Below are 21,040 nucleotides of genomic sequence, written 5' to 3' on the forward strand. Positions count from 1 at the left end.
AGTTTTATAATGGTTCACCTTATGCTACTACAAAAAATCTCTAATTTTTGAATTTGTACAATAAGTTATGCACCTTAAAATATAACTCTGACAGTAACTTTGACATTCCAATAAATTGTAACAACTGATACATTACTAAAATAGCTGTACAGTTGAAAATTATTTCAATATATTTGATCAGTTGTAACTTTTATCATTCTGAACTTTGTAAAGAAAATTAGACAATCACTCCTTGAAAATCAGACAATCACTCAGTCAATATCAGCTACAAACATAATCCATAATCAAAATATGTTCCCTAACTAACTGGAGAAATTATCCATGTTCAAATTCTTATCTCTATTCGATGACAAGAAGAATCTCATCTTCATTATCCCAATCGTTTTTATTGTCCTTGTCTTCGTAATCATCTTAACGCAAACTGAAATGATGGTTGAGATTAAGCTGGCTTCTGATTTAACAGAACTAAAAATTGATACTCGTCCTTCTCTGTAAACATGATCGAAATACTGAGTTTTGATCAGGGAGTTCTTATTTTAATTGGGATTCCCTGGTTTTTTAATAATATCAATCTTTAAAATGCTAGAATAGTATGTGTAAAAAATCTTAGCTTTTACTATGAGCGTAACAGAAGAACAGGTAATAGATATAGTAGACCGCAAGATAGATGAGCAATCAGAAAGAATTGCTACTATAGTTGATAATGCTTTGAGAGAAGTTGTAGATAAGGTTGAAACTCAATCAGAGCAGATTGCTAATATTAATGATACCTTGACGAGAGTTGTAGATAAGGTTGAAACTCAATCAGAGCAGATTTCTAATATTAATCATACCTTGGCGAAAGTTGTAGATACCATTAAGGCTCAATCTGAGCAAATTACTAGAATTGATACTACTGTCCAGAACCAAGCAGAAAAAATTACTAGAATTGATACTACTGTCCAGAGACAATCAGAGCAAATTAATAGAATTGATGCTACTGTCCAGAATCAAGCAGAGCAAATTAATAGAATTGATACTACTGTCCAGAATCAAGCAGAAAAAATTACTAGAATTGATACTACTGTCCAAATTCAACAACAGTCAATCCAACATATACCTAATTTAGTGGAAAAAATGGGCAGAAATGAAGGTATTTTAGAAAAACAACAAGATGATATTAAAAGAATACCTGATTTGAGCGAAAAAGTAGGAGAACTGAAGAACTGGCGACAAATTGCTCTTGTTGTTATTGGTGGTCTTATTACGGTTTCTGTTGGTGTTGTTACATGGTGGCTTCGTGGATTCCTTAATGTTTAGATTTTCAGCAGGTAGTTCCGATTTTGATGGGAATTGCCTTATTTTTCATAACTTATAAGTCTCTAAAATGCTAGAATGGTATATCTAAAGAATATTTATTTTTACTATGAGTTCTGATAAAAAACTATCATCATTTCCAAGACGAACTTTCTGGGATGGTATGGCTTCAGTTCTAGATATAAGTGGTAGATATGCTCGTAACTTGGACTATCAGTATCGTGCTATTGATAGTAAACCATCTTATTTAAAATCTGATAAAGAAGCAATTAGCTCAGATTGGGCTACCATAGGATTAGATATTAGGAAAGCGATTGGAGCTTTTCAAGAATATGAGGATATTTTGCCTGAAAGTATGGATAAAATATTATCAATGACAGAGATAGAAACACAACATCTTAGAGAGATTGAGAAAAGAGATCAAGAACACAAAATCAAAATGGAAGAGGAAGAAATAGAAATGAAAAAAGCAGTTATAAAGTCAGATGCTAGACGTGCCAATTTAGGATTAGTAACCGGTTTAATAATTGCTATTATTGGTTTAGGTGGTTCTATTTATTTAGGGATTAATGACAAAGTTGCAGCTTCGGCCATAATTGGTTGTGGTACTATAACAGGATTAGTGGCTGTTTTTGTTACTGGTAATAAACGCCAAAGAAGTTAAAAATGATGAATTTATAATGTTTTTCAAAAAATACTCTGCAATGTCTAATAACAACTAATCAACTATCACTATGAGTTTAACTAACGAACAAATTGAAGAAAAAATTAATACGCAATCAGAGCAAATTAAGAAGATTGATGATCTTTTAGAACTTCAACTAGAGTTAACTGATAGAATAAATAAATTAGATCAAAAATCAACTCAACAAATCAATGATTTAGATAAGAGGATGATTGGCATTGAGGGGACGTTAAAGAGTATTGAAAATACGTTAAAATTGCAAGGAGATTATATCCAAAAAATCCCCGAATTGAGTGAAAAAGTAACTGGCGTTGAGACTAATATCACTAAAATTGAGAATAAAATGGAATCTCAAAAAGAATCAATGCAAAGTTTAGACAAAAAAATGAGTAAAATTGAGGGTTTATTGGAAGGACAAAACACTAACTTGCAAAAAATACCTGACTTGATTGAAAAAGTAGGAGAACTCAAAAACTGGCGACAAATTGTTATTATTATTCTTACTGGTTTGGTAGGTTGGTATCTTCGTGGAGTTAACCTTAAACCTTAACTGAAAACAACTTACAAACTACCCAACGTGAGTTCGGAGTTCGGAGTTCGGAGTTCGGAGTTATGATTTTTTTTATGAGAGAATGAGGGTTTGATACTTTTGATTTGAGTCAGTTTTCTACAAATTTACTTATATCAAACTTAGGTACTCAGATAATCAAAAAAACTTCAAAAATGGATAATAGATGAACTAATAAGAGAGATTTTTAAACGAATTAATTATCCATTATCCACTGTCCATTATTCATTGATATTAAGCAGCAAGATGGGTTTCTACAACTCCCACTAAATAATTAACCCAATGATTAGCAGCATCAGGACATTCTGATTCAACCATCACCCTAATTAAAGGTTCAGTACCCGAAGCACGAACCAAAACCCGGCCCGTATTACCCATATCTTCCCCTGCTTCAGCGATCGCATTTTGCAAAGGTTCACATTGTTGCCAAGAGCGTAATTTTGTACGATCCTCTAAACGAACATTGCGTAAAATCTGCGGATAGGTGTCAAAACTATTTTGCACCAACTCAGCCAAGGATACCCCAGACTCATGCACCAAAGCAGCCAACTGTAACGCCGTTTGCACACCATCCCCTGACACCCCGTAATGATGACAGATAATGTGTCCCGACTGTTCACCCCCAAGCATGGCTCCGGTTTCCCACATTTGCGCCTGAACATGGCGATCGCCCACAGAAGTCCTCACCAATTGACCCCCTAGACCCTGCCAAGCACGTTCAAACCCCAAATTTGCCATAACTGTGCCAATCAAGAGGTTATCGGGCAATTTACCGCGCTCTAAGAGGTATTTTCCCCAGAGGTAGAGGATATAATCTCCATCGATCACCTTACCCGTACTATCTACAGCCATCACCCGATCAGCATCTCCATCAAAAGCAAACCCCATGTCCGCTTCATGTTCTGCGATCGCAGCTTGCAACAGACCAAGATGAGTCGAACCACAATTAACATTAATGCGATCGCCGTTGGCCGTATCGTGCAAACAAATAACTTCCGCACCCAAAGCTTTAAACATAGCTGGTGCCACATTTACCGAAGCACCCCAAGCCAAATCTAAAACAATTTTCATGCCTTGACAACTAAAAGAAGGAGGTAAACTGTCTTGTAAAAACTGACAATAATCCTTAACTAAACCGGATTGATACAAGGTTTTACCCCAAACACCCGTGTCATCCGTGGAAACAACAAGATTACCTCGTAATCCCTCTTCTATTTCTTGCGCTAGGGTTGAGGACAACTTAGTACCATCCCCATTAAAGAATTTAATCCCGTTATCTTCTGGGGGGTTATGACTAGCAGAAATCATTATCCCTGCCATTGCCTCACTGTGACTGGTTAAATAAGCAACACAGGGAGTGGGACATAATCCTAATTGCCAGACTTCCAACCCAGCCGAGGTTAGTCCTGCTGCCATAGACATAGCTAACATATCGCTGGAGTTACGAGAGTCTTGACCGATGATAATAGGAGATTGTGTGTTTGTTTTTGACTTTAAAACTTGTCCAGCCCAAAATCCCAATTGTAGAGCAAAAGGAGCAGTTAATAACTCTCCTACTTTACCTCTGATGCCATCAGTGCCAAACAAAGGACTATTGGGTAGATGGGGGAATGGATTCAAAAAGCCATTATTTAAGTTAGTCGTCTGACGATTTAAACGACCACTGCCATTAGGGGATAGGGAAATAACCATTAATTCACTGCCTCACAACTCACTTATCTTTACAGGATATACTCTTTGATTCTATCTGGGTAAAATTCAAGCCTACAATCACTGTAAACGTTAAAAGGTTGGCCAATGTTCCAGAGCTTTTTTAGTCCACTAATATGAATATTTGGAATTATGATTCTATTTCCTCACAGGCACCGATACTAACCCAAGTACCAGAACCATCAGCCCAAAATTCTTTTTTCCAGATAGGAGCATTATGCTTTAAAGTATCAATACCATAACGACAAGCAGCAAAGGCTTCACCACGATGAGGGCAGCCCACAGCAATTAAAACACTAATTTCACCAATCTCTAGCTTGCCAATGCGATGATGGATCACTATTCGGTTAGTTTGCGGCGATTTTTTACGAATATTAGCAGCAATTTCTTGGAAAATAACCAAAGCCATCGGTTCATAAGCCTGATATTCTAGATAACGAACCGCTTTGCCTTCGGTTTGTTGTCGCACTGTGCCACTCATCAAAGCGATCGCACCATTGCTGGGATCATCCGCTAAACCATAAACCTCTTCTAAAGATAAAGGAGCAAAGCTAATTCTAAAATTATCGTGGGGATGGGCTGAACTTTTGCCAGGAAACGGATTAATAGAAGCTTTCATAAAGTTAATGCCAGTCAAAGAACTTAGTTTTATGTTATCCTAGTAAAGTTGTTAAAATCTCGCACATTCAGGACTTCGGGTGTTTCTTGAGTAGAAATACACCTGAATGGAGGATTAACCCGAAACAGGAGAAAATTTAATCATGCCAGTCGTATCCCTCGAAGACTTGCTCAATGCAGGGGTTCACTTCGGACATCAAACCCGTCGTTGGAACCCAAAAATGTCTCAGTACATTTATACAGCCCGTAACGGGGTTCATATCATTGATTTGGTGCAAACAGCCCAATTGATGGAAGACGCTTATCAATACGTTCGTAGTAACTCTGATAAAGGAAAACGCTTCTTATTTGTGGGAACCAAGCGTCAAGCCGCCGGCATCATTGCTCAAGAGGCTGCTCGTTGTGGAGCAAACTACGTTAACCAACGCTGGTTAGGAGGAATGCTCACCAACTGGGAAACCATCAAAGGCAGGGTTGAAAGACTCAAAGAATTAGAGGCCATGGAAGACAGTGGACAAATAGACCGTCGTCCCAAAAAAGAAGCCTCTGTACTTCGTCGAGAATTAGGAAAACTACAAAAATATCTCGGTGGGATCAAAACCATGCGTCGTCCCCCCGATGTTGTGGTCATTGTTGATCAACGTCGGGAATATAACGCCATCCAAGAATGCCAAAAACTGGGCATTCCTATGATTTCTCTCTTGGATACTAATTGTGATCCCGACTACGCGGATATTCCCATTCCAGCCAATGATGATGCTATTCGCTCCATCAAATTAATTTTGGGTAGATTAGCGGATGCCATTTATGAAGGTCGTCATGGTCAGTTAGACTCTGATAATGATTATGAAGAGTTTGACGAAAGCCTTGCAGAAGGGGAATACGATGACTACGAAGAAGAAGAAGAAGAGCAAGAAACTGAAGCCGTCTCTTCTGAACAAGGAGAAGGAGAAGAGCAGTAAAGCACCTTCTTAAGTAGTTATTGTAGTTAATCGGGAGTGAGAGAGATCCTAAAGGGGATTTCTGATCACTCCATACTTGCAGTACCGCTTTAGGTTAAAATTAAAAGGAGCCGTGTCCCTTGGCTAAAGCAGGAATTGAACAGTAAACCTGTCTAGGTTTGTGTTGGTTTCATAAAGCAGTGTCAAGTCAACATAGTTTTTAGCATAAACACGAAAATCACAATGGCCGAAATCTCAGCAAAACTGGTTAAACAACTCCGTGAAAAAACTGGCGCGGGGATGATGGATTGTAAAAAAGCCCTCAAAGAAAATGAGGGTGATACGGAAAAGGCCATGGAATGGCTACGGCAAAAAGGCATCACCTCCGCGGAAAAAAAATCAGGCCGACAAACCGCAGAAGGATTGGTTCATAGTTATATTCATACTGGAGGCCGCATTGGGGTACTGGTAGAAATAAACTGTGAAACCGACTTTGTTGCCCGTCGAGATGAGTTTAAAGACCTTGTCCAGAACGTCGCTATGCAAATCGCAGCTTGTCCTAATGTAGAATATGTGACCAAAGAAGAAATTCCTGAAGCGATAATCGCTAAGGAAAAAGAAATTGAAATGGGACGAGATGATTTAGCCAAGAAACCCGATAACATCAAGGAAAAGATTGTTGAAGGGCGTATTGAAAAGCGAAAAAAAGAACTTTGTTTGCTCGATCAACCCTATGTTAAAGATCAGAATATGACGGTTGAAGAGTTACTAAAACAAACCATTGCCCAACTGGGTGAGAATATTCAAGTTCGTCGTTTTACTCGCTTTGTCTTAGGAGAAGGGATTGAAAAGCAAGAAGTTAGTTTTGCTGATGAAGTCGCTGCTCAAACCGGACAAAAAGCATAATTAGCAAAAAAGTAAGTTCTTTCAAGAATGGTTATTAATAATAAGGCAAAAGTAAGGAATATCCCTCCCACTCTTGCCTTATTTCTGTATTTTTAATTAATATTTGGGGTTATCAAGAGTTGACTTATGGGAAAATCTCTGCAAAAAATTAGGCAAGAAATAGAACAATTAGAACAACAATCAAAAGATTTTTTTACCGAATTAAATGAACTTTATAAACGCTATTTAGAGGCATTAAATTTATCCTTAAAAAAACAATTAATCTTGGCAGTTTATGAAATTTGCACCAAAATTTATCCTGAAGAATTTTTGCTGTTATCTTATAGTAAAAGAGAAAAATTTCAGGTAAAACTTAGGGAATTATGTCAACCGATTGAATCAAAATTTTTAGCCTATATAACTTTCCCACAACCAAGACCAACAGCAACTTTAACCGAACAAATATTGACCCAATTATCTCTGATGAACAATCAGGAGTTTCAAGTAGAAGATCAAAGTGAAGATGATGATGATTCAATTTCCCAAATTGATAATCCTGAAGACCTTGTTTTATGGTGCAAGAGAGTGGAGCAGGGTGTGAGAATGATTCTTCATAATCTTTCTCAAGATGTTAATAGGGAGTTACAAACAAATAATATTATTGCTAATCAGTTACCCCCTCAAGTTTTAGAAATGGCTTTACAAGCAGAAGAGGGAAGCACCTCTTCTGGAAATCCTCCTAATATTTTAAATTTATTAATAGAAACCAATGCCAAAGATAAGCAAGAAGAAAACGAGAATGGGGAAGATGAGGATAATACAGAATCGCAAATAACTAAAATTTCTGCTATCCATTTACGATTATCTGACCTAGAATTTGCTGATCCTCAATTAAGTATTCAACGTCAACAAATTCGCCAAAGATTAGATATGGTCAAAAAAATGCGTAAAGCTTATCAAAAAATCCAACGAGAAAATTCTCAGGCACAAGCAGAAGCAGCATGGCGTTCTAGTTGGCATGAATAATGATCAATCTTCGATTTATCCACCTTAACTATAGTGAGATACTTCTCCCGAAATTAAGTTAAATTACGCAAACTTCCAACCCAAAATTCTATTTTTCTGCTAAATTTTAAAATGATTGTAGAGATGTTTAGTCCCATGAAACCCCTAAAATCCTCTCAAAAATGGCTCGGAACTGTTTTAATGGTTTCTTTGTTAAGCACAGGTTGCGCCTCCGATGAACCCACTGCCACTGCTCCTCAGGCCGTTGAGGTGGAACTGCAAACCCTTAAACCTGCTGCCCTAGTTGACAGTAGCACTTACGTTGGAACCCTCGAAGCCAGACAAAGAGTAGAATTAGCCCCCAGTCGAACCGATGGGAGAATTAAGCAAATTTTCGTCAGTGAAGGGGATTTTGTACAGCAAGGACAACGATTAATTGAAATTGAACCCCAACAACAACAACAAGACTTAGTGGCCGCTACTGGTAATCTCAATGTAGCTATAGCCGATCTCAAAGCGGCAGAAGCAGAGTATCGGCAACGGGAGGCGGAAAGAGATCGTGCTAAAGCCGATGTAGAGACCGCTAAAGCTGACTTAGCTAGTGCAGAAGCAGATGTAGAAAGGGTAGAAGCGGATTTAATCTTAGCGAAAAAAGAACACGAACGTGCAACATTTCTTGAGTCGGAAGATGTGGTTCCCACACAAACCCTTGATGACGCAACTCGTACCCTTGATGCAACCAAAGCACAGTTACTATCCACAGAAAAAATCCGTGACGCTCAAAAAGAAGCAATTAAAGCTCAGGAAAACAATCTGCAAGCAGCACAAAGAAGGGTAGAACTAGCATTAGCCAATATAGACAGTCGCAAATCTGCCATCATTCAAGCCCAAGGACAACAGGGTTCTACGGCAGTTACTTTAGGTTACAATTTCTTATTGTCTCCGATTACTGGAGTTATTGGGGAATTCAACGAGAAGAAAATTGGTGATAGTGTCACCGTGGGGGAACGAATCACAACAATTACCGATAATCAAGTTTTTTATCTCAATGTCAATATACCAACTGAAAACCGTAACCGTCTTCGTAAAGGACTTCCTGTTGAACTAATTAACCCCAATGGCAGTCCTGGGGTTCGAGGACAAATTACTTATATTGCACCGGTGGTTGATCAAAATGCTCAGTCTATCCTCGTTAAAATGGCCTTTCGTAACAATGGTAGTTTACGGGATAGACAGTATGTACAAGCAAGAGTTGTCTGGCAGACTCAAACCGGGGTTTTAGTTCCTACAACTGCGGTGACCAGTTTAGGTGGACAAAAATTCGTCTTTTTAGCTCAACAAGGAGAAGAGCAAGACGCTTTAGTGGCCAGACAGATTCCAGTCAAAGTGGGAGCTATTCAAGGTCAATCTTATCAGGTTATTTCTGGGGTTAAACCAGGCGATCGTATTGCTGTCAGCCGTATTCTTGACTTAAAAGATGGCCGAGCGATTAAGGAAGCATCTGTTACCACTCAGTAATTCAACTGTTGATTAATGAGATCGATAATTATTTGAGTTCTCTTTTTTCTGCCATTATCTTTAGGATGATAATTGGTATCATACATCAATTCTGGAGCTAATAAAGAGTTTTCAAGAGAATCTAAAAAGGGTATATTTTGCTCTTCCCAAAACGTTTTGATTGTCTGTGCAGACGCTTGAAAAGATGGGTTTTGATAATCATCGGTACGGGTTGACACTGGATAAAGAGGAATCAATATTGCCCCTTTTTCTCTTGCAACTTCAATAAAAGTTTTGAGATATCCACCTGGATCGATCTTGCCTAGAGAATGGGGTAAAGCCGTCACCGAAATTGTGGGCAAAGTAGGAGCATCGTCTTTCCCTATATTACAAGTTTCATCTCCATATTCATTGAGTGTTAAACCACTGTAACACCCAAATAGAATACGTTGTTGTTGAAGTCTTTTATCAATCACTTTTCTGGATAAGTCACCCCGAAAAAAATTTTGATATTCACTATAATTTGGCCAAGAACAAGCATTTTCTAATACAAAAGTAAGAAAAGATATGGGTGATATTTTAGATAAGGATTTTGGGTCATAAGAAATAATAAATTTAGACAGTACCATATACTCATTAAAATCATAGGAAATCCCAGGTGAAGAATAAAATGGATACTCTAAGGGAAGGAGAACAATATCTCCTTGATTGATTAGTTTTTGTGAACGACTGAGAATATATTCACCCCCTAAACCAGCATGAGAAGCTAAATTAATGGCTTTAATTCCAGTAGTTTGAGAAATTTGTTTAGCTGAGAGTCCAAAGAGTGCATTACTTCCTGAAACGATTAAAATTTTTCTTTGATCAGAAAGAACATTTGCTGCTATTTTTTCTTGATGTGAAATAGTTAAGTTTAACCAATCATCGGTACCAATTAGGCGACCTGTTGAGAGTAATATATTAAGATCAATTAGGGTTTTTATGATGGGATAAGCAAAAAGAGTTAACAAGAAAACCCAAATAAAAAAAACAGAATTTTCTCGTTTTTTTTGATTCTTTACTGATATTTGCTTCTTCTTAAAAAGCTTTAAGTTCATAGTCCACTATATTTGAAAAAATAATCAAAACTAAATATACCAGGAGGTGCTACTATTAGGTTTGAGTTTGAAAAAATGTCCTAACTGCCAAGGCAGTTGCTATATATTATAGATTTGATCTGGCTTTATGTTTTGTGCTAAATCCATGGAACAAAAAAATTACAATAACGTCTTCATGTGAGACTACTGTATGGATAAAACCATATTAATGATGATCATATTAGAACAAAATAACTGTATTTAAAAGTATTTTGTTGATGTACAATAGCACAAAATTAACCATACTCATTTTTTTATAAATTATTATGAGCCTGACAACTCCAGTCGCTTTCCTTATATTTAAGCGACCTGAACTCACTCAGAAAGTATTTAATGCTATAGCCCAAGTAAAGCCGAGAAAATTATTAGTAGTGGCTGATGGTCCTGCATCAGAAGAAGATGAAGAAAAATGTCGTAAAACTAGAGCCATTATTCAACAAGTGGATTGGGATTGCGAAGTTTTGACTAACTTGTCTGACAAAAACTTAGGCTGTCAGCAACGAATTTCTAGTGGTTTAAATTGGGTTTTTTCCCAAGTCGAAGAAGCGATAATCCTGGAAGATGATTGTTTACCCGATTTATCCTTTTTTAAATTTTGTCAAACTTTACTAGATTATTATCGCCATGATGAAAGAATTATGCACATCAGTGGTAACAATTTTCAGTTAGGCCAAAGTCGAACTCAAGATAGTTACTATTTTTCTCAATATCCACATATTTGGGGTTGGGCAACTTGGAGACGCGCTTGGAAACATTATGACGTAACGATGAAAGATTGGCCAGAGTTTCGCCAAAGTGATAGCTTGGCTTCTGTTTTTCCTGATTCCCACGAACAAAAATATTGGACAGACTTATTAGAGCGAACCTATCAAGGAGAAATTAATACTTGGGACTTTCCTTGGGGTTATAGTTGTTGGGCACAAAATGGGTTAACCATTTTACCCGATGTCAATTTAGTAACCAACATTGGTTTTGGGATCGATGCCACCTTTAAAAAAGAGAATCATCCTTTAGCTAATTTACCCCGACAATCCATAGAGAAGATTAAACATCCTGAGTTTGTCATGGTGAATCAAGAAGCCGATGCTTATAGCCGAGTTTATATCTTTCTCAATGAAGAAAATTTCTATTATCAACAGGAGCAACTAGGTAAAAAACAACAACAAATTGAACAAGGAAAAGAACATTTACGTCAACTTCAAGAACAAATTGTCACTACCAAAGAACAGATTACAGGAATGAAGTCTAGTAAATTTTGGAAATTAAGGAATAAATGGTTTAAAGTCAAAGGCAAACTCGGACTTAACCCAGAAAACGATCTCCCTCAATGGGAAGGGGCCGTCAGTGAATCGATGATTTTAGACGTACCAGAAACCCCCCAAAATATTGTTATTGCTCCTGAAGTAGATACAGTTGCGGTAGAAATGAAAGAAGAGCCTACTCCTTCCCCAATTATTCAAGAAAATAAACAACTAGAGTATATTAAATCCAAAGTTCAACCTTTTACCCTAGTTGGACCAGAAAGGATGGAAAGTCTTTATAATTTATCCCAACGTATTGATTTAGAGAATATTCCGGGAGATGTTATAGAGTGTGGGGTATGCAATGGAGGAACAGCCGCTATCTTAGCTCACTTCGCCACCAACTCTTATAAATACGAGCGTAAAGCTTGGTTCTTTGACTCTTTTCAAGGAATGCCTGAAACCACCGAAGAAGACGAAGAAGAAGCCAAAGAATATGTAGGGGAAGTGGTGGGGGACATTTCCAAAGTATTAACGGTATTGAACCTCCTCAACGCAGATATGACCAAAGTAGAGATTCTCAAAGGATGGTTTGATGAGACATTCCCTACAGTTAATATTCCCAAAATTGCTTTACTCAATATCGATGCAGATTGGTATGTTCCCGTTAAATTCTGTTTAGAAACCTTCTATGATGCTGTGGTGCCAGGTGGTTTTATTTCCTTTGATGACTACGGCCATTGGCCAGGGTGCAAAAAAGCTGTAGATGAATTTTTCCAAGAACGGCAACTCTCCTATAAATTACACGAAGTTGATTATACCGCTCGATGGATTCAAAAACTTTAAACTCAAATAACCTTTATAAAACAAATAAACGATAAAACTATGCCTACTATCGATTGGCTAAAACAAGAATTTGACTATGGATATGATAGCGGTGACGTACTATCCCTTACTCCCAATGAAACCCGCATTGAAGAGGAAAAACTCTCAGGAGCTTCCTATGGAGAAGTCTTTCTCAAAGCTGTTGCAGTTCACCTCAAACCAGATGCTAAGGTCTTAGAACTTGGTCCAGGAAAAGGATCGTGGTCAAGAGCGATTTTAAGACATATTCCCGAAGGGGAATTACAGGTGGTTGACTTTCAGGACGTTAAACAATGGCTGCAACCCCAAAATTATCAGGGTCGACTGATTTGTCATCTTGTGCAAGATAATTCCTTTTCTATGGTGCCAGATAACTATTTTGACTTCTTTTGGTCTTTTGGGGTTTTATGTCACAACAATATAGATAATATTGCTCAAATCCTCAAAAATGCCCTACCCAAGGTTAAACCAGGAGGGTTGGCCGTACATCAATACGGGGACTGGAATAAATTAGATGATTATGGTTGGGAAAAAGGAGGGGTTCCAGTTACTTTTCAACAACAACCAGACGACCAAATTTGGTGGCCACGCAATAATCGAGCAACCATGAATTCCATTGCCCAAAAAGCAGGATGGAGTGTCATTACGGCTGATTTAGGACTGGTAAAACGGGATTCCATCATAGTTTTGCGTCGTCTTCCTTAACTTTAATCCTTAATGATTCAGAAAAAATAATGGTATATTCTGCACCTATCGCCCTATTTATCGGTCATCGTCCTCAGTTGACCCAAAAAGTTCTCAAAGCGATCGCTCAAGTTCGTCCTCAAACCCTCTTGATCTTTGCCAATGGTTCTCCTTCTCTTGAACAAGAAGAGAAAACTCAGCAAACTCGGGAACTGATACAACAGATCAACCCCCAGACTCAGGTGTTAACCCATCTCTGTGACACCTATTTAGATCCTTCTCAAAGAATGGCAACGGCCCTGAATTGGATCTTTTCTCAAGTAGAAAAAGCGGTTATTTTAGAGGAAGTTTGTGATCCTTCCCTCAGTTTTTTTGCCTTTTGTGAACGCTTATTAGAGGATTATGCTCAGGATGAAAGAATCACCCATATCAACGGTATTAGGGGGCATCAACAGGCACCTGTTGGGGAAAATAGCTATGATTTTTCTCGATACCCTCATTACTTAGGTTGGGCTACCTGGAAACGGGTTTGGCAACATTATGACGGTGAATTGCAACAGTGGCCAAAGTTGCATAATCTGGGGTTACTCAAAGGATTGTTTGCTGACCCCCAAGAACAGGAATATTGGACTAGACAACTCAAAGCCAGTTTTCGGGAAGAATTAAACGATGGAACCTTAGCTTGGAACTTAGCTTGTTGGTCCCAAAATGGCTTCGCTATTACTCCAACCGTTGACTTGGTTTATGCTTTAGAAACAGAGGACTATCCTAGTTTTTATCCTACTGTTGCTCAGGGGTTTGAACCGTTAATCAAAGGAAAACAATTAATCCTTAATCATCCTGATTATTTATTACCCAATCAGACGAGCGATCGCCAAATTTTTGGTCAATATTTAGAGGCTGATTCTGGGTTGACTATTTACCAACAATTACAGCAAAAACGAGAAGAATTAGAACAAACATATCTCAAGGAACAACAAGAAATCATTGCATCTCAATACCATGATGTTGACAACAAAGTATCTCAATTAAACGAGCAACTTCGGCAAGGACAAGAAATTGTTGAAGCGATGGAATCAAGTAAATTCTGGAAGCTCAGACAACGATGGATAAGGTTAAAGGAAGCTATTTTAAACTCTCCTTTATTTTCCACTCAAATCAGTGTTAGACAACAATTTAAAGCCGATGCGATAAATAGAGAAACTCCACCGCAAATCTCAGTGGTTAGTCCTCTAACTGGATCTCCTTCGGTCAAACTTTTAGAAATAATGTCGGCACAAAAGCTAATTGATGATTGGAAACTGCATACGGGACTAGATATTAGTGAAGAATTAGAAGGACATTCGGAAATTTATCTTTATCAATGTGAGCAAACAAAACTCAACTTTTTTGTACCTACTGATACAGTGGGATCAGGAAAATTGTACGCTCAGTTAGATCAATTTGACTGGTATTATACCGATGATAAATGGGAATATTCCCTAGCTTTACGAGACTTATCAGGTTGTAAAAATGTCTTGGAAGTAGGTTCAGGATTCGGATTTTTTATTGAAAAAGCACAAGAAAAAGGTATTAATATAACTGGGCTAGAATTGAATGAACACGCCGTTAAAGTGGCTGAAGGAAAGCAGTTGCCTGTTAAAAAATTAGACTTACAAAATGTAGCCGAAAATACTCCTGAATCCTATGATGCTGTGTGTAGTTTTCAAGTCTTAGAACACGTTAGGGATCCTAAAAATTTTATTCGTTGGTCAGTGGAAGTTCTCAAACCAGGAGGCAAATTAATTCTTGGGGTTCCTAATGCCCACAGCTTTTTAAAACATCAATATTGTCTATTAGATATGCCTCCCCATCACATGACGCAGTGGTCAGCAGGAACCTTTAAATCCCTAGAAAATATTTTTCCCATTAAATTAACAAAAGTCAAAATAGAACCCTTAGCAGACTGTCATGTGACGGGTTATTTAACCAGTTATCGAGATTATTGGTGTTCCGTTTCTCCCTTGGGTAAATTTTTCTTAAGTGAAGCAGCTATGTCCTATTACGAAACCGTCTTAAATAAAGGATTAAGAAAATTCTTTCCTGGACAAACCCTTTATGTTGAATTCAAGAAAATAGGCTAGATATTATCTGTTTTTCTCATTAATTGAAGTATATTTTGTAATCCATGAAATACCTTAATGTAGGCTGCGGTTCTCACTTTCATCCTGACTGGACAAATGTTGATTTTGTCTCTACCCAAGAAGGGGTAATAGCCCATGATTTACGGCAAGGAATTCCTTTTGAAGATGCTTCTTTTGATGTGGTTTATCATTCCCATGTCCTCGAACATTTTACCCAAGGAGAAGCAGAACGTTTTTTAGAAGAATGTCACCGTGTTCTACGACCAAAAGGTTTAATTCGGGTGGTTGTTCCTAACTTAGAAAATCTGGCAAAACTATACCTTAAATATCTAGAAGAAGCCAGTCAAGGAGCAACAGAAGCGATCGCTAAATATGATTGGATTTTATTAGAAATGTTCGACCAAATAGCCCGTCATCAATCTGGGGGCGAAATGGCTACTTATTTAGCCGATGAAAATATTCCTAACGAGTCTTTTATTATCGAAAGAATTGGCATAGAAGGGGAAATTTTAATTAAGCTGTTACGTCCTGTTAAAGAGCAAATACCGCCTCCTTTTTCTTTTGATCCCAAAACCGATGATTTTGATGAAGTTGCCCTAAAAGTGGGTAAATTTCGGCTTAGTGGAGAAGTTCATCAATGGATGTACGATCGCTATTCTCTAGAACGCATTTTAACTAAAACCGGCTTTACAGATGTGAAGGTTTGTGAAGCCCATGAGTCAAGAATCGCCAATTTTGAGCAATTTGGCTTAGATGTCACCCAAGAAGGTCGTATTCGTAAACCAGACTCTCTATTTGTCGAAGCGGTTGAATCTCGTGCTAACTATTGGTCACAAGTATTTGTGTCAGGAAACCAGCAAACAAACTCCCTCAAAGTGGCCCAGTTAAACACCATTGATGTGGGTGGAGGGGCTGCCAGGGCGGCTTATCGTTTACACAAGGGACTGCAACAAGCTGGACAAAAATCTCTCCTATTGGCTAAATATAAGCTTTCTAGGGATGAAACAGTGGGTTTAGTGCAATCTCTCCCATCCTTGGATACGGCGCAAACAGACCCGTTTACGGCTCTACAAACCCATTATATCAATAACAATCGCACGGATTTGTCTAATACTTTATTTAATTTTCCCTATCCTGGATGGGATATGAGTCAAGCAGAAGAAGTGCAAACAGCTGATATTATTCAGTTACATTGGGTGGCCATGTTTCAGTCACCTCAAACCCTAAAACGGTTAGCCAGTTTAGGTAAACCCATTGTTTGGACACTGCACGATATGTGGGGGTTTACTGGGGGATGTCACTATGCTGCTGGATGTGAAGGGTATCAGTTCAATTGTAATAATTGTCCGCAATTAAAAGCGGATCAATTTGATTTAGCAGCAGCTATTTTACAAGATAAATTAGATTTATTATCAGGGATAAATTTAACCCTTGTTACGCCTAGTTATTGGTTAGCTGATTGTGTACGAAAAAGTGCTTTATTTAAACATCAACGGGTTGAAGTTATTCCCAATGGAGTGGAAATCGATAAATTTATTCCCATTCCTAAAGCAAAAGCTAAAGAAAGTTTAGGCATTAAACCTAATACTTTTACTTTATTGATTGGGGCGGATAATGGCAATGAAAAACGCAAGGGATTTGAGCAAATGATCAAAGCTCTTGAAGTTTGTTTAGATGATGAGAAATTTTTTATTGCTGTTCAACAAGAAAAGATTAAATTATTGTCTTTTGGTGTGCCAAATGATCAGCTTAATTCTCTGAAAATCCCTGTGGTTTCTTTAGGGCAGATTAACTGTGATGATAAGTTAGCTGAAATTTATTCAGCAGCGGATATTTTTGTCTTACCTTCCTTAGAAGATAATCTGCCCAATACTATGTTAGAATCCATGAGTTGTGGAACTCCTGTGGTGGGATTTGAAGTGGGAGGTTTACCTGATTTAGTTCAGGATAATATCACTGGAAAATTAGTGCCGAAAGGGGACTGTTTTGCCTTAGCTCAAGCTATTTTATCTGCTTTGAAAACACCAGAAAAACGAGCAGTCATGGGAGAGAACTGTCGTCAATTAATTCAGGAAAAATATTCTCTCTCGGTGCAAGCTAATGCTTATTTAAACTTATACAAAGAGTTACTGGGTAATTATCCATCAGATGGGTTAGGAACTGAACAGCAACTGACCTCTGACGTTAAATCTTTAGGTAAAAAAACAAAAGGTATTTTTGTTCCTGTTAATACAGAAATGAATTCTGGTTCTAGTTCCGTATTAGAATCTGTATTACGTTATTCTTTATCACAAGAATTAAGCAAAACTCAACAGAAAATTGAAACTATTGTCCAATCCCATCAACAAGAAATTCATCAATATCAACATCAAAAATCTCAGGATTTCTCGGTTGAGATACAGCAATATCAACAACACATTCAAAGCTTAACAGAAGAACTGGAAGCTATGAAAACCAGTAAGTTTTGGAAACTGCGATCACTTTGGTTTAAAATTAAGCAAAAATTAGGCTTACCGACCGATTAATTATTTTAAAATATTGTTATTAATTATCATGAAAATTTCCATCATTACGGTTTGCAAAAATGCAGAGACAACTATAAAAAAAGCCATAGAAAGTGTTATCAATCAAACTTATTCAGACATTGAATATATTGTGGTTGATGGAAATTCTAGGGATAAAACAAAAGAAATCATTAATCAATACAAAACACACATAAGTCAATGGGTGAGTGAACCTGACACTGGAATTTATAATGCGATGAATAAAGGCATTAAACTAGCGACAGGAGACTTTATCTATTTTCTAAATTCTGATGATTATTTATTAGATAATAATGTGATTCAAGATGTAGTTAATTATTTAATTAAATCTCCTCATTGTGATGTTATTTATGGTAATTTAGAAGCACGAGATAAAGAGAATAAGACTCTAGTAAAACCTCCTCAACCTGAGAAGATTTTAGACTGGATGATCTATGGTAGTATGCCTCATCAAGCCACATTTGCTAAAGTCAATGTCTTTGAAAAATATGGTTTATTCAATGAAGAGTATAAGATAGTTGCTGACGTGGCATGGTATCTCAATCTTTTACAATATACTAATATTAATTGGCATTATTATCCGAGAACAATCGCCTCTTATGCTCTCGATGGTTTATCGACTAAAGATATTAAATTAACTAGGAGTGAATATTGGCAAGCTCACAATACTGCTCAAGTTTATCAAGGTCATAATTGGGATAATAAAAGACTCTTAAAATATCAAGATATTATTTTATATTTTGAAGAACAATTATTATTATCTCAGAAAAATAACCAGGAACTTAAGTCTAATTTAGAAACGACTAATCAACAACTTCAAGCATCTCAAAGGCTAGTCATTAACCAAGATAATACAATTAGAGAAATTGAGGAGGAAATTGTAGCCATGAAAACTAGCAAATTTTGGAAATTAAGAGCTTTTTGGTTTAGACTAAAGAAGCCCTGGCGATTCTTTTTAACCCCGATTAAGGGGTTGTTAAATTAAACTTTTTAAAAACCAACTTTTTGAAATCACCATTGAAATTAAATCTTATGAAATCTACAAAAGATAGACAAAAAAGCCACAAACAAGCCGATAAAGAATCTGTTTTCCTGCCTGAAACTTGGAGAAAGAGAAACTTATTATATTATCAAGATATAGAAAGATTTTATCGCTTTTACGTAAAATCCAATTCAAAGGTCTTAGAAATTGGTTCAGGAACAGGATATTTATTAGCTTCAGTCAATCCTGAATCTGGTTTAGGAATTGATATCAATGATCAAGCCATAGAATATGCTAAATATCGATTTCCTGATTTAGATTTTCTCTTAGAAGATGGAGAGTCTTACAATTCTCAACAACAATTTGACTACATTCTTTTAGCTAACACCGTCAGTTATCTTCATAACTTACACAAAACTTTTAACAATTTAGCTGATGTTTCCCATGCTAACACCCGTTTAATTTTAACCTTTCATAATCCGGCTTGGGAAATCATTTTAAAACTGGCAACCTTACTTAAACAAAGAATGCCAATTGATAACTTAAATTGGCTCAGTTATGAAGATATTAAAAACATCTTGAACTTAAATGGATTTGAAGTCATTTCTCATCATAAACAGATGCTTCTACCTAGACGTATTGTGGGGTTATCCTGGCTGTTTAATAAACTAATTGCCCCACTTCCTTTAATTAATCAATTATGCTTAACTGAATCAATTGTTGCGAGACCAAAAATTCATCAAACCAATACAGTTCAGCAACATCAAACCTTAACTTGTTCTGTAATTATTCCTGCCCGTAATGAAGCCGGAAATATCGAAAGTTGTGTCACCCGAATGCCTTTACTAGGAAAACACACAGAAATTATTTTTATTGAGGGTCATTCAAGGGATAATACCTGGGAAGAAATTCAAAGGGTCCAAGCCAAATATGGTCATCAATGGGACATCAAAATTTGTCAGCAAACCGGAAAAGGAAAAGGGGATGCTGTGCGTCAAGGGTTTGCTATGGCAACAGGAGACATTTTGATGATTTTGGACTCTGATTTGACCGTCAGACCAGAAGATTTAACCCATTTCTTTGATGCCTTGGCTTCAGGGTCTTGTGAGTTTGCCAATGGTTGCCGTTTGGTGTATCCGGTTCATCCCCAAGCTATGCCCTGGTTAAATCGCATGGCAAATCGCTTTTTTGCTTGGTTATTATCCTATTTATTAGGTATTAAAATCAAAGACTCTTTGTGTGGAACTAAAGTGCTATTTCGCCATCATTATCAACAGATTGCTGAAAACCGTTCCTACTTTGGAGAATTTGATCCTTTTGGGGATTTTGACTTATTATTTGGTGCAGCAAAACTGGGTTTACAGATGAAAGATGTACCAGTAAGATACGATCCCAGAACCTATGGTTCTTCTAATATTCAACATTTTAAGGAGGGAATCGTTCTTTTAAAAATGTGTTTATTTGCAGCCAAGAAAATAAAATTTCGTTAAATATTAATACAATTTCTTAATAATTACTTACGATGGGTAAAAAATGACCGAAACAATTCTACAACAACATCGAGTAACCTGGGAAAAAAAGCCTATTTTACGAGCTTTGTACACTACTTGGTACAAAGAAATGACGGCGCAACTCTCTCCTGGAAAAACCTTAGAACTAGGGGGAGGAAGTGGAAATTTTAAGGAGTTTGCTCCTAATGTCACCTCCAGCGATATTGTTCCTCTCCCTTGGATTGACGTGGTGGCCGATGCTCAAGATATGCCTTTTCCCGATCAATCTTTTGACAATATTGTGATGTTTGATGTTCTTCATCATATTGAAAATGTTACCCTATTTTTTAACGAAGCCTTACGCATTCTTCGACCTGGGGGCAGAATTATTATGATGGAGCCTTATATCTCACCTATTTCTTGGCTAGTTTATCATTTTTTACACCCAGAACCGGTTAACTTTAAACAAGATCCTTTGGTATTTATTGACCCCTCTCCCAATCGTCAACCCTTGGATGCCAATCAAGCTTTTGCGACGATTTTATTTGAACGAAAGTTCTCCCAATTTAGAGATAAATATCCGCAATTTTTAAAAGTTTATCATCGTCGTTTGTCCTTTTTTATTTATCCTTTGAGTGGAGGATTTGAAAAACCATCATTAATTCCTATGTTTTTATACCAACCTTTATTAAATTTAGAGAAAAGATTATCTTTTATAAGTCAATTTCTCGCCTTTCGTATTTTAGTTGTTTTAGAAAAAAGGGAAGTTTAA

The 21,040-nt window shown here is 37.1% G+C and carries 17 protein-coding genes; 14 read left to right on the top strand and 3 right to left on the bottom strand.

All coding sequences use genetic code 11. From position 1 onward, the window contains the following. The first annotated feature begins 618 nt into the window (after positions 1-618). From QNJ66_RS06255 to QNJ66_RS06265, 3 genes are all read left to right on the top strand, one after another. Complete coding sequence (locus tag QNJ66_RS06255; RefSeq protein ID WP_300504081.1) at positions 619-1,299, top strand: hypothetical protein; 681 nt, start codon at positions 619-621, stop codon at positions 1,297-1,299. Positions 1,300-1,459: 160 nt separating this feature from the next. Continuing rightward, entirely contained in the window at positions 1,460-1,960 is a 501-nt protein-coding gene (locus QNJ66_RS06260; protein WP_300504084.1) for a hypothetical protein, read from the top strand. A 70-nt stretch (positions 1,961-2,030) separates the two neighbouring features. Beyond that, the gene (locus QNJ66_RS06265) at positions 2,031-2,531 is read left to right on the top strand and encodes a hypothetical protein (RefSeq protein ID WP_300504086.1); all 501 of its coding nucleotides are present in this window, start codon (positions 2,031-2,033) and stop codon (positions 2,529-2,531) included. 252 nt (positions 2,532-2,783) lie between these two features. On the opposite strand, the gene glmM is transcribed toward QNJ66_RS06265, so the two are convergent. Continuing rightward, the gene (gene glmM, locus QNJ66_RS06270; protein ID WP_300504089.1) at positions 2,784-4,241 is read right to left on the bottom strand and encodes a phosphoglucosamine mutase; all 1,458 of its coding nucleotides are present in this window, start codon (positions 4,239-4,241) and stop codon (positions 2,784-2,786) included. Between the two features lie 148 nt (positions 4,242-4,389). Further along, positions 4,390-4,878 (bottom strand): molybdenum cofactor biosynthesis protein MoaE, encoded by a 489-nt coding sequence (locus tag QNJ66_RS06275; RefSeq protein WP_300504091.1) that lies wholly within the window; start codon positions 4,876-4,878, stop codon positions 4,390-4,392. A 142-nt stretch (positions 4,879-5,020) separates the two neighbouring features. Between QNJ66_RS06275 and rpsB the strand changes: the two genes are divergently transcribed. The 4 genes from rpsB (at position 5,021) to QNJ66_RS06295 (ending at position 9,226) form a co-directional block, all read left to right on the top strand. Continuing rightward, complete coding sequence (gene rpsB / locus QNJ66_RS06280) at positions 5,021-5,839, top strand: 30S ribosomal protein S2 (protein ID WP_300504094.1); 819 nt, start codon at positions 5,021-5,023, stop codon at positions 5,837-5,839. 222 nt (positions 5,840-6,061) lie between these two features. Further along, the gene (gene tsf / locus QNJ66_RS06285) at positions 6,062-6,724 is read left to right on the top strand and encodes a translation elongation factor Ts (protein WP_300504097.1); all 663 of its coding nucleotides are present in this window, start codon (positions 6,062-6,064) and stop codon (positions 6,722-6,724) included. Positions 6,725-6,850: 126 nt separating this feature from the next. Further along, on the top strand, positions 6,851-7,729 hold the full coding sequence (locus tag QNJ66_RS06290) for a hypothetical protein (RefSeq protein ID WP_300504100.1): 879 nt from the start codon (positions 6,851-6,853) through the stop codon (positions 7,727-7,729). 135 nt (positions 7,730-7,864) lie between these two features. Next, complete coding sequence (locus QNJ66_RS06295) at positions 7,865-9,226, top strand: efflux RND transporter periplasmic adaptor subunit (protein ID WP_300504174.1); 1,362 nt, start codon at positions 7,865-7,867, stop codon at positions 9,224-9,226. Here QNJ66_RS06295 and QNJ66_RS06300 read toward each other — a convergent pair. Then, positions 9,220-10,302, bottom strand: a complete 1,083-nt coding sequence (locus tag QNJ66_RS06300) for a hypothetical protein (RefSeq protein ID WP_300504103.1) — start codon at positions 10,300-10,302, stop codon at positions 9,220-9,222. The genes QNJ66_RS06295 and QNJ66_RS06300 overlap by 7 nt on opposite strands. Positions 10,303-10,607: 305 nt before the next feature. Between QNJ66_RS06300 and QNJ66_RS06305 the strand changes: the two genes are divergently transcribed. From QNJ66_RS06305 to QNJ66_RS06335, 7 genes are read left to right on the top strand one after another with little or no spacing between them, the layout of a single operon-like run. Continuing rightward, positions 10,608-12,428, top strand: coding sequence for a TylF/MycF/NovP-related O-methyltransferase (locus QNJ66_RS06305; protein WP_300504106.1), 1,821 nt, complete (start codon positions 10,608-10,610; stop codon positions 12,426-12,428). A gap of 39 nt (positions 12,429-12,467) precedes the next feature. Next, positions 12,468-13,151 carry a class I SAM-dependent methyltransferase gene (locus tag QNJ66_RS06310; protein ID WP_300504109.1) on the top strand — a complete coding sequence of 228 codons (684 nt, stop codon included), beginning with the start codon at positions 12,468-12,470 and terminating at the stop codon, positions 13,149-13,151. 29 nt (positions 13,152-13,180) lie between these two features. Continuing rightward, positions 13,181-15,253 (top strand): methyltransferase domain-containing protein, encoded by a 2,073-nt coding sequence (locus QNJ66_RS06315; RefSeq protein ID WP_300504112.1) that lies wholly within the window; start codon positions 13,181-13,183, stop codon positions 15,251-15,253. A 44-nt stretch (positions 15,254-15,297) separates the two neighbouring features. After that, positions 15,298-17,778 (top strand): glycosyltransferase, encoded by a 2,481-nt coding sequence (locus tag QNJ66_RS06320; RefSeq protein ID WP_300504115.1) that lies wholly within the window; start codon positions 15,298-15,300, stop codon positions 17,776-17,778. Positions 17,779-17,806: 28 nt separating this feature from the next. After that, positions 17,807-18,781 carry a glycosyltransferase family 2 protein gene (locus tag QNJ66_RS06325; protein WP_300504118.1) on the top strand — a complete coding sequence of 325 codons (975 nt, stop codon included), beginning with the start codon at positions 17,807-17,809 and terminating at the stop codon, positions 18,779-18,781. 47 nt (positions 18,782-18,828) lie between these two features. Then, a complete protein-coding gene (locus tag QNJ66_RS06330; RefSeq protein ID WP_300504120.1) occupies positions 18,829-20,268 on the top strand; it encodes a glycosyltransferase in 1,440 nt (479 codons plus the stop codon). Between the two features lie 43 nt (positions 20,269-20,311). Continuing rightward, on the top strand, positions 20,312-21,040 hold the full coding sequence (locus tag QNJ66_RS06335; RefSeq protein ID WP_300504123.1) for a class I SAM-dependent methyltransferase: 729 nt from the start codon (positions 20,312-20,314) through the stop codon (positions 21,038-21,040).

The sequence above is a fragment of the Crocosphaera sp. genome (assembly GCF_030064895.1).
Taxonomy (GTDB): Bacteria; Cyanobacteriota; Cyanobacteriia; order Cyanobacteriales; family Microcystaceae; genus Crocosphaera.